Consider the following 10,870-nt stretch of genomic DNA (forward strand, 5'->3'; position numbering starts at 1 on the left):
ACGGAATAGCGGGGCTGGCTGTCGGAAATGGAGGAAACCATGATCAGACAGACAACCCAAAACCTTATTACCGCCCTTTATCCGAGATTATCCCATGAAGATGAATTGCAGGGCGAGAGTAATTCCATCTCTAACCAAAAGCGTATTTTGGAAAGCTACGCAAAATAGAATGGTTTTACCAATCTCCAATGGTACACGGACGATGGATACTCCGGTGCGAACTTCCAAAGACCCGGTTTTCAAGCCATGCTTGCGGACATTGAAGCCGGGAAAGTCGGAACGGTCATTGTCAAGGATATGTCGAGATTGGGGCGAAACTATCTCCAAGTGGGAATGTATACGGATATGATTTTCCCGCAAAGGGGTGTTCGCTTTATCGCTATCAACGATGGAGTGGACAGCGCATAGGGCGACAATGATTTTGCCCCTCTGCGTAATATCTTCAACGAATGGATGGTGAGAGATACGAGCAAGAAAATCAAGGCAGTTTTCCGCAGCAAAGGCATGAGTGGCAAGCCTATCACAAGTCAGCCGGTCTATGGCTATCTCAAAGGCGAGGATGGACGCTTTATCGTGGACGAAGAAGCCGCCCCAGTGGTCAAGCAGATTTTCAGCTTGTGCCTTGCCGGGAACGGTCCAACCAAAATTGCCCGTGTGTTGACCGAGCAGCAAATCCCCACACCGGGTACATTGGAATACCGCAGAACGGGCAGCACCCGTCGTTATTACCCCGATTATCCCTATAAGTGGGCGACTAACACAATCGTCCATATCCTTGAACGCAAGGAATATCTGGGGCATACGGTAAACTTCAAGACCGAGAAAGTGTCCTACAAGGTCAAATCAAGCGTGGAAAATCCCGAAGAAAAACAGGTCATTTTCGAGAATACCCATGAGCTTATCATTGACCTTGCCACATGGGAGCGTGTGCAGGAATTACGCAAGCAGCGCAAGCGTCCGAACCGCTATGATGAAGTCGGTCTGTTCTCCGGCTTGCTGTTCTGCGCCGATTGCGGGAGCGTCCTCTATCAGCAGAGATATGAGAACAAAACCCGAAAACAGGATTGCTACATTTGCGGCAACTACAAGAAGCGTACCCACGATTGCACTGCACACTTTATCCGCACCGACCTTTTGACAGCGGGTGTGACTGCCAATCTGCAAAAAGTGACAAGTTATGCAGCCAAGCACGAAAAGCAGTTTATGAAGCTGCTGATCGAGCAGAACGAGGACGGTGGCAAACGCCGCAACGCTGCCAAGCGAAAGGAACTGGACGCAGCCGAAAAGCGAATTGCGGAACTGTCTGCTATCTTCAAGCGGCTTTATGAGGACAGCGTGACCGGGCGTATTTCTGATGAACGCTTTGCAGAACTTTCCGCAGACTATGAAGCCGAGCAGAAACAGGTCAAGAGCCGTGCCGCCGAACTGCAAGCGGAACTTGCAAAGGCACAGGAAGCCACGGTCAATGCGGAAAAGTTTATGAAAGTTGTCCGCAAGTACACCAGCTTTGAGGAATTGACCCACACCCTGCTGCGGGAGTTTATTGAAAAAATCGTTGTCCATGAGTGCAGCTATGACGAGAACGGCACACGCAGACAGGACATTGATATTTATTACAGCTTTGTCGGCAAGGTAGAACTTCCCGACGAATAATGCCCGACCTATCCGACACCTTGCGCAAGTGCCGGATAGGAACGGCAAAAAATTTTACACTTCTATTGCTTCTTTACCACACACAAGCAAAGTCACAGGGTATCAAGCACTTAATGTCTTCTATGTGAAAAGATTTTAATGAAAAACTGCACATCCTACGCATTTAACATGACAATTTCATGAAAAGCGAAAGGAAATCATTATGAAAATCGAATACACAAAAGTGGGAGACTATTATTTACCGAATCTTTACTATCCGGAGGAAACCAGACCGATTGGATTCTGGGGAATACTTCGGAAGAAATATCTGAAAGAACATAAATCTGGAACTTATACATATCTTCTTCTGACCACCAGACTGGACAGCTATCTGGCAGATATGAATGAACAGGCACAGGAACGCTTTGAGCTGATTGAAGCTCAAATGCGAAGTGCGGAGGGAGTTACCGAGGAACTGAAGAGACAGAATCCTATGGAATGGGTACGCTACTGCAACAATATCCGCAACCGGGCTGCTGAAATCATCAAGCAGGAACTGATTTATATATAAGGGGGATTCCGGATATGAGAAGAGAATTGATTGAATGTTATTATGAAGAATACCAGCAGGAACTGGAAAGATTTCTTGAATCGGATCCAGAGATGCTTTCTCTGGAAGCAGAAATTCATCATTACATAGATATACTGGAGCCAGTCCTCAGAGATGCTGGACAGGAGATGTGGCAGGCATTGGACAGAATTATTTCAGCGAAAAATGCTATGGAAGGGATTGTGGCAAAAGAAATGTATATTCGGGGATTTCTGGATTATGAAAGACTGGTGTGTGAAAATGATAGTTACATTTGAAAATAGAAATATGGAAGAATAAATGATAAGACCTCCTGTGTGGAAATAGATAACTCACAGGAGGCACTATAGTATACGGTATTATCAATAGATTATTCTGCAAATCCCTGCTGTTCCATTTCGTTTTCGACTTTAGATTTAATTCCTTGGTTGGTGGAGGCGAACAGGTGACGGAATATGAAGCGGTAGAACGGACCAACAACCAAAATCTGCAGTGGGTAAGCCATAATGAAATTTAGACAAATGGTCTGGAGCCAGATAAAAATTAGGTTTGAAGTGATTCCTGATGATTCGATGGTTCCAAGCAGGCTCATGAGTGGCACCATTGTGCAGACTGTGAAGGTCTGGATGCAGAGGATGATAAAGATTGATCGGTCAGTTGGTTTTGCTATGCGGAATGCAAAGTATTTGGATGTTTTGCTGGCGATGAAGAATGCACAGAGAAGCCCGATGAACCATTCCAATGGGAAAGAATGCAGTGCGTGTTTGAAGGTAGCAGCCTGAAGTCCGCCGGTGTGGATGGCGACATTATAAACACCCATGATAAAAATCATACAACCGGATGTGATAAGAGTAAAAATGAATTCCTGAAATTTTGTTTTTGGCATAGTAAGCCCTCCCTATAAAAAATTCATATAAACACAAAAATGTCGCCTATCCGTCTGACAATGGATAAGCGACATTTTATGTCATATTTATTTTATCAGGTATTGAAGTTCGATGTCATAGGAATTTTGCACAAAATATAAAAGAAAAGTAAAAAATCATCTGACATTCTTCAAGTTCCCACGTGTGATTAGTAGGAAAAATAAATTTTTCTGCGAAAGCACCGTCCAAACACCATCTGAAACTTGCTATTAGTGAGGGAATATTTCATTTATGCAAAAAAACTTGCAAAAGGGGGTTGGTAAATACCGTTTCTCAGGCTTTATAGGTAGAGGAACAATTATTTTAAAAATTTTTTACCTAAGTATGTCCTCTTTTGCCTGCCCCAGTACAGAGTAAGTGAAGGGACTAACAAAAGTAAAAGAAAAAATGATAAAAATGCAAAAAAATATCACGAATTTTTTGCATCATGCCAAGTCATTTGACTTTAGTAATCAGAGGACGTTTTGGAATGTTCCTTCGCTGAACCTTGACAACCGATAAGTGCACCCTGGAAGTCTACCAGGAGTTCTGCCATGACCTTTCTTTTTCAGAGAGTGAGCGGAATCATAATGACACTCCCGATGATGGGCGGCTGACCAAAGCCTTATGGTCAGTGACCTGCTGATGCAGGCAGAGGCAGTCTGAGACGACTGCAGATAAAAGGGAAACGCACGCCAGACCGCCGGACGGATGAAACTGAAAACAATGTTTACAGGGCGAAATGCCCGGAAAGGAGCAGTTTATGACAGAACTGAAAATGAAAGAAATGCAGATAATCCACTGGTTTGGATGCCCGAATCTGAACTGTACAAGGGAGAGAATCCATCTGGCTGCCATGCTTGCAACGGATGCAGAGATGAAAAAGAATCTTTACAAGGTATGTAGATTCCTCGCAAGAGAAGAAATTGCATATTAGTATCCGATCATATATGAAATGATTCAGAAAATGTTTTCGCCGGATGATATCAATCCACCGGAAGCATGTACAATGTTTATGCCAGACAATGAACCAGATGATGAAGAATATGCAATGGAAGCGTAGCTGCGGAAAGGACGATAACGATTATGAATAAAGTGATTTTAATGGGAAGACTGACAAAGAACCCAGAGATCAAATATGCCGGAAAAGATAATGATATGGCAGTAGCAAGATATACACTTGCGGTAAATAGAAGATATAAACGTGACGGAGAACAGGAAGCAGATTTTATCTCCTGTGTCACATTTGGAAAGAGTGCAGAGTTTGTACAGAAATATCTTCACAAGGGAACGAGAATTGTGATCGGCGGTCGTATCAGCACCGGTAATTATAAGGACAAGGACGGGAAAACAATTTACACCACAGATGTGATCGTCGAAGAACATGAATTTGCTCAGAACAAGGATAACGGTGCCGGTGCAGATTTGTCAGAAACACAGAAAACAGATAAGGACGGATTTATGGAAGTACCGGAAGATGAGATTCCATTTGACTAAACCGGAATAAATGGTTGGAGAGGCTGCTCTTTGCCGGGGCATTCTCTTTTCCATTTTACAGAAGAAATCAAAAATTGCGAGTATTCAACCTAACGAAAACGTGATATAATCAAAATATATTTGAATGAGAAATATGGAGGTAGCTTATGGGCGTAAGTTATAACAGATTATGGAAAATGCTCATAGATAAAAATATGAAGCGGATAGAGATGCAGTACCTCACCGGGATCAGCGGAAACATTCTTGCCAGGATGGGAAAAAACCAGTATGTATCAATGGAGACGATTGAGAAGATCTGCAAGAAGCTGGACTGTACTGTTGATGAGATGATGGAATTTACAGATGATGAGTAACAGGAGGTTGCTGCAATGACAGATACACAGCAAAGAGCAGCGGCGAAAGCATTTGCGAAAAACTGGAAAGACCGTGGATATGAAAAAGGCGACAGTCAGATCTTTTGGGTGGAGCTTCTGACAACGGTATTTGGTGTAACGGAAATATCACAGTTTATTTCTTTTGAGGATCAGGTACACCTTGACCACACCAGTTTTATTGATGGGTATATTGAGAAAACTCATGTCATGATTGAACAGAAAAGTATCAATAAGAGCCTGACGGCTGCTATCCGGCAGTCCGACGGCTCTATGCTGACACCATTTGAACAGGCAAAAAGATATTCTTCTGAATTGCCTTATTCAAAAAGACCAAGATGGATTGTGACCAGCAATTTCCAGTCATTCTATATTTATGACATGGAAAAACCGGGTGGCGATCCGGAGATTATCCGGTTGGAAGATCTGGAAAAAGAATATTATCGGTTACAGTTCCTTGTGGACGAGGGAAACACAAATCTTCAGAGGGAAATGGAAGTTTCTATTGCTGCGGGTGAGATTGTAGGATTATTGTATGATGCACTGGCAAAACAATATGTTGATCCGACAACAGAGCGTGCAATGAAAAGTCTGAATATCCTTTGTGTCAGAATAGTATTCTGCCTGTATGCAGAGGATGCCGGCATTTTTGGACAGCATGGCATGTTCCATGATTATCTGGAAGAATTTGATACAAAGCACATGAGAAAAGCTGTGATTGAGCTGTTTCAGGTGCTTGATACAAAACCAGAAGACAGAGATCCATACATGGAAGAATCTCTGGCACAGTTCCCATATGTAAATGGTGGGCTGTTTGCAAATGAGGATATTGAAATTCCACAGTTTACGGATGAAATCAGAAATCTTTTGCTGGAAAAAGCTTCAGCAGATTTTGACTGGTCAGAAATCAGTCCAACTATATTTGGTGCGGTATTTGAGAGTACGCTGAATCCTGAGACAAGACGCTCCGGCGGTATGCACTACACCAGCATTGAAAATATTCATAAAGTCATTGATCCGCTGTTTCTGGACGAACTGAAAAATGAATTGAAAGAAATTCAGCAGATAACGGTTCAGAGAACAAAAGATAAAAAACTGAGGGATTTCCAGACGAAGCTGGCAAATCTCCAGTGGCTTGATCCGGCATCTGGAAGTGGAAATTTCCTTACAGAGACATACATCAGTATCCGTCGATTGGAGAATGAAGTCATAAAAGAATTGCAGAGAGGACAGATTACTTTTGGATTTGATGAATCCTCACCAATCCATGTTTCTATTGATCAGTTTTATGGAATTGAGATCAATGATTTTGCTGTCACAGTTGCAAAGACAGCGTTATGGATTGCGGAATCACAGATGATGAAAGAGACGGAAGACATCGTTCACATGAATCTGGATTTTCTGCCGTTGACGACAAATGCGTTTATTGTAGAAGGTAATTCATTACAGATTGACTGGGAGAGCATTGTACCAAAATATCAGGTGTCGTATATTATGGGGAATCCACCATTTCATGGATTTACTTTTATGACAGCTGAGCAGAAACAAGATATGCAAAATATTTTTCCAGGGGTAAAGAATCTTGATTTTGTTTGTGCCTGGTATAAAAAAGCATCAGATTATATTCGGGGAACAAAAATAGAAGTTGCTTTTGTATCAACAAATTCAATTGTTCAAGGTGAAACAGTATCCAGATTTTGGGACTTTATGCAGGATGATATTATTAACTTTGCGTACAGAACGTTTGTATGGGACAGTGAAGCCAGTGTAAAAGCCCATGTACATTGCGTAATTATTGGATTTGCAAAATTCTCACGTTCAACCAAATATTTGTACGATAATGGCAGAACTACAGTGGCAGAAAATATAAATCGTTATCTGATGAATGGAGATGATATATTAGTACGTAGCCGGAATAAACCTTTGTGCGACATTCCTAAGATGATATACGGCAATAAACCAGCAGATGGTGGAAATTTGATTATTGAAGATGAAGATCTGGAAGATTTTCTTATGAAAGATCCGAAAGCTAAAAAATATGTTCATCCTCTTTTAGGCGCATCAGAATATATCAAAGGAAATAGGCGATGGTGTTTGTGGCTCGTGGGAGCAGATCCAGAAGAACTTAAAAAGTGCCCGATGATTATGGAACGAATTAGAAAGTGCAAAGAAGTCAGAGAAAATAGCGTTGCGGCAGGTATAAGAAAATTTGCTGATACGCCAACTCTTTTTGCACAGAGGACACAGCCTGTTGATAAGGATTTTATTATTGTTCCAAGAGTATCGTCGCAGGCAAGACGCTATGTACCTATGGGCTTTATCAAAGCAGGAACAATTGTAACCGATAGAGTTCAAGTTATACCAGATGCGTCATTATACGATTTTGGAATAATTATCTCCAATATTCATATGGCATGGATGCGTGTGACGTGTATGCGTTTAAAAAGTGATTACAGTTACTCAAAGGATATTGTCTATAACAATTTTCCATGGCCATCACCTACAGAGCAACAAAGACAGAAAATTGAGAAAACAGCTCAAGGCATTTTGGATGCAAGAGCTTTGTATCTAAATAGTAGCCTTGCAACGTTATATGATGAACTGACCATGCCGCCAGAATTACGAAAGGCTCACCAACAGAATGACATGGCTGTCATGCAGGCATATGGATTTACAAAAGGCAGTGAAGCCTATAAAAGCGAAGCTGCCTGTGTTGCAGAACTTATGAAAAGATATCAGAAATTGTGTGAGGAACAGAAATAGTAAGGAGCAGAAAAGTTGAAAAATAAAAACACTGAGAAAATAGAGTTTCTAAAAATAGTATATTTTGATGAAGCTGCTGCACAAGATTATGTTGATGTTACAAATGGAGGACGACTTGATTGGTCAACACAGGAGAATAAAGAAAAAATAGCTAAAATAGTTGCTGAAATTGAAGCTCAGGCAAAAAGCGGCTTTAATATTTTGAATTATATTAAAGCAACATTTCAGGGAAAAGTTGATGCCAGTGCTTCCGCTGAGCTGACCAGCGCTTTTGATAAAACAATAAAAAATACGTTGCTTACAGATTATATACAGGCAGCATCGAAAGATGAACACGTAAAAAAATTTGAGAATAGTGGTGTTTATGCTCCGGAAAATTCTGTGACATTATATAAAATGCTCAGTTCATATTTAACAATTGTGCCTAAAGAAGAAATGCCAATAGATATGGAAAAATTAAATGAGGCAATATTAGGTGAGCGGGGTTATTATGACATGCTTTTAAAGACAGAGAAAGAGCGGAAAAGCGTATTGAGATTTAACCTTCAAGCATTTAAAAACAATTATAACCTTGTCGATTTAAGCAAAATGAAGCTGACATATTTCGGAATAAAGGTTGGAAGTTGTGGCGAAAATCATTTATCGATTGATAAAGAGTTTGATTTTCAACCAGCAGAAGACAAGACTACAGCAGAAGAAATTGTTGAGGGAGAAAAGTCTGCTGATGAAGAAGAAAAAGAATTAGATGTTTATGACATAGTATTGGCAGGTGTGGTACGTGAAGAAGATTGAAATTTTTGTAGGATCTGATTCAGCTTTTGAAAAGATTGTTCCGAAAAGTGCAAGAAATCTTAGTGAAATGGCAGCGAAACTTGATGATGGTAATAAAAAAATGGATGTGTTTGTTAACATTCCAGGGCAGCCAGAACCAAAGTCTAAGAAAAAGAAGAAACCGAGAGTTCAAGATTTTGTTATTCATGCTGATGAGTACTGTAGTGTTCAGGAACATGTAATTATAAACTTTATAAATTTTATTTTCCAAATGTCCATAACAAATATGTACATTCAAAATCCACCGAAAAATATTCGAGAGCAGATATACCGAACATTTGATAAAAGTATTATTCATGAAACGCAACAGCCATATTTGGAAGTTTCAAAAGAAATGATACAAACATTTAATAGACAATATAGTGAAAGGGTAATTGGACAGGAAAAATCAAAAAAGAAATTGCTTCAAGCAATATATCCTCTGGTAGATGGTAAACAAAGCAAGCCGGTTGTAATATTGTTATATGGAGATTCAGGACTTGGAAAGACAGAATCCGCACAATATATGGCAGAATTGATGGGTGGAAAATTATTAAGAAAACAATTTTCTATGTATCAGAATAATGAGTCAGCCAATTATATTTTTGGTGGAAGATATAACGAAAAAAGTTTTGCGCAAGATCTTTTGGCTAGAGAAACTAATGTATTGCTGTTTGATGAGTTTGATAAAGCATTATCTATATTCCATAGTGCATTTTATCAATTATTTGATGAAGGAATTTATGAAGATCATAATTATAAAGTTGTAGTAAATAAGGCAATTATTATGTGTACTTCAAATTATAAAACAATTGATGAGATAAAAGAACATTTAGGATTGCCGATATATAACCGTTTTGATTCAATTATTAAATTTAATGATTTGTCAGGTATAGCAAAAGAAAAAATTGCAGAGAGGGAAATAGAAAGACTGAAGGAAGATTATGATATTGAAGATAGAGAGCTATTTGACAAAATAAAGAAAGGTGCAGTTACTCAGTCAAATGCGAGAGAAATAAAACATTTGATAAAAGATACTTTCTCTCTTGTGGCACTTAAAAAAATATGCGGTGAAACAGAAGTATAATTCTCTTAGCAAAGCTAAGAGCGCACTTCTATACAGGCAATTCCATCTGCCTGTATTGTGCGACCTGCGGTGCTGCTCCCGGTTTTGAGAAATCTCAATCCGGGAAATACAGCGAAATCAGAGATTTCGTACAAGGGGAGTTTCCCCTTGCGGCACAGGTGCCTATCCCCGATAAAGTTTGTGGCTGAATATTTCAGATACAGACATATAAAGTGATAGAAAGCGTGAAATATAAATTTGAAGGGTGACAATATATGAAGTATTTATATTTGCATGGACTAGGGCAAAAACCAGACAGTTGGAATAGAGTAATAAAAGAAACGAAAGTATCGAAAAGCAGTCGCAGTTTGAGTTTATCAGAGATGTTAGAAGGGAAAGCTGCTACATATAAGGAATTATATTCAGCATTCTCATCAGAATGCGACAAGGAGAACGAAGAAATTGTTTTATGTGGGCTTTCTCTGGGAGCTGTTTTGACACTTAATTATGCGATAGACCACCCGGATAAAGTAAAGGCACTCGTATTAATTGCAGCACAATATAAAATGCCAAAAAAATTATTAAAAGTTCAGAATATGTTGTTTCATCTTATGCCGAATTCGGCATTCAATAAAATGGGCTTCAAAAAAGCAGATGTTATTAACCTATGTGGTACGATGGCTGAATTAGATTTCAGCGACTCACTTCATAAGGTGTCTTGTCCGGTATTAATCGTTTGTGGAGAGAAGGACAATGCAAACAAAAAAACTTCAAAAAAACTTTCTCATTATTTGAACAATTCCAACTTCCATGAACTTATGAAAACAGGTCATGAAGCAAACATAGAAGCTCCGGAAGAGTTGGCAATCGTGTTGCAAAGATTTTATGATAGTATCAATTAACTTCCCGTTTATCGGGAAGTCGCAGAGAACGAAAAAACGGTATTTGGAGGTATTCACTATGAAAAAGATTATAACCGTAATGCTTTGCATTGTGCTGGTTCTTCTATTTGCCGGATGCGGAAAGAACGGCGATACATCAAAAGTGGAAATTGATTATGGAGCATCTTCCGTTTATTCAAAAGCAGAAATAGACTCTGCCATTGAGATTATAAAAAAGCAGTTCGCTTCGTTTGAGGGCTGTGAATTGCATAGCCTTTCTTACTTTATAGGAAAGACCGCCTGTGGCGCTCTCTTGAATTGAAAAATGCCCGCACGGAGGCGGGCACGACGACAAG

General features: G+C 39.8%; 11 protein-coding genes and 1 pseudogene. 11 read left to right on the forward strand and 1 reads right to left on the reverse strand.

Annotation, left to right across the window (positions count from 1 at the left end; translation table 11 throughout):
* Positions 1–39: 39 nt before the first annotated feature.
* The 3 genes and pseudogenes from AB5706_RS21025 (at position 40) to AB5706_RS21035 (ending at position 2,499) form a co-directional block, all read left to right on the forward strand.
* Positions 40–1,653: pseudogene (locus AB5706_RS21025) on the forward strand (DUF4368 domain-containing protein).
* Positions 1,654–1,855: 202 nt separating this feature from the next.
* Positions 1,856–2,203 carry a TnpV protein gene (locus AB5706_RS21030; RefSeq protein ID WP_173735999.1) on the forward strand — a complete coding sequence of 116 codons (348 nt, stop codon included), beginning with the start codon at positions 1,856–1,858 and terminating at the stop codon, positions 2,201–2,203.
* A 14-nt stretch (positions 2,204–2,217) separates the two neighbouring features.
* Entirely contained in the window at positions 2,218–2,499 is a 282-nt protein-coding gene (locus AB5706_RS21035; RefSeq protein ID WP_173735998.1) for a hypothetical protein, read from the forward strand.
* 92 nt (positions 2,500–2,591) lie between these two features.
* On the opposite strand, the gene AB5706_RS21040 is transcribed toward AB5706_RS21035, so the two are convergent.
* The gene (locus tag AB5706_RS21040) at positions 2,592–3,107 is read right to left on the reverse strand and encodes a DUF2798 domain-containing protein (RefSeq protein WP_173735997.1); all 516 of its coding nucleotides are present in this window, start codon (positions 3,105–3,107) and stop codon (positions 2,592–2,594) included.
* Positions 3,108–3,889: 782 nt separating this feature from the next.
* Between AB5706_RS21040 and AB5706_RS21045 the strand changes: the two genes are divergently transcribed.
* The 8 genes from AB5706_RS21045 to AB5706_RS21080 all read left to right on the forward strand — a co-directional run bounded on the left by AB5706_RS21045 (position 3,890) and on the right by AB5706_RS21080 (position 10,836).
* A complete protein-coding gene (locus AB5706_RS21045) occupies positions 3,890–4,063 on the forward strand; it encodes a hypothetical protein (RefSeq protein WP_243880092.1) in 174 nt (57 codons plus the stop codon).
* 149 nt (positions 4,064–4,212) lie between these two features.
* Positions 4,213–4,623, forward strand: coding sequence for a single-stranded DNA-binding protein (locus tag AB5706_RS21050; RefSeq protein WP_173772760.1), 411 nt, complete (start codon positions 4,213–4,215; stop codon positions 4,621–4,623).
* Between the two features lie 146 nt (positions 4,624–4,769).
* Positions 4,770–4,976, forward strand: a complete 207-nt coding sequence (locus AB5706_RS21055) for a helix-turn-helix domain-containing protein (RefSeq protein ID WP_005341250.1) — start codon at positions 4,770–4,772, stop codon at positions 4,974–4,976.
* A gap of 15 nt (positions 4,977–4,991) precedes the next feature.
* Complete coding sequence (locus AB5706_RS21060) at positions 4,992–7,757, forward strand: DNA methyltransferase (protein ID WP_173735995.1); 2,766 nt, start codon at positions 4,992–4,994, stop codon at positions 7,755–7,757.
* Between the two features lie 15 nt (positions 7,758–7,772).
* Positions 7,773–8,549, forward strand: a complete 777-nt coding sequence (locus AB5706_RS21065; protein ID WP_173735994.1) for a DUF6414 family protein — start codon at positions 7,773–7,775, stop codon at positions 8,547–8,549.
* Positions 8,536–9,654 (forward strand): AAA family ATPase, encoded by a 1,119-nt coding sequence (locus AB5706_RS21070; RefSeq protein WP_173735993.1) that lies wholly within the window; start codon positions 8,536–8,538, stop codon positions 9,652–9,654. Before AB5706_RS21065 ends, AB5706_RS21070 begins: the two co-directional genes overlap by 14 nt.
* A 254-nt stretch (positions 9,655–9,908) precedes the next feature.
* Complete coding sequence (locus AB5706_RS21075; protein WP_173735992.1) at positions 9,909–10,535, forward strand: alpha/beta fold hydrolase; 627 nt, start codon at positions 9,909–9,911, stop codon at positions 10,533–10,535.
* 58 nt (positions 10,536–10,593) lie between these two features.
* Positions 10,594–10,836, forward strand: a complete 243-nt coding sequence (locus AB5706_RS21080) for a hypothetical protein (protein ID WP_173772761.1) — start codon at positions 10,594–10,596, stop codon at positions 10,834–10,836.
* The last annotated feature ends 34 nt before the right edge of the window (positions 10,837–10,870 follow it).

The organism is Ruminococcus sp. RTP21484sp1_RTP21277st1_D2_RTP21277_210401, assembly GCF_040924225.1.
GTDB classification, from domain to species: Bacteria; Bacillota; Clostridia; order Lachnospirales; family Lachnospiraceae; genus Blautia_A; species Blautia_A faecis.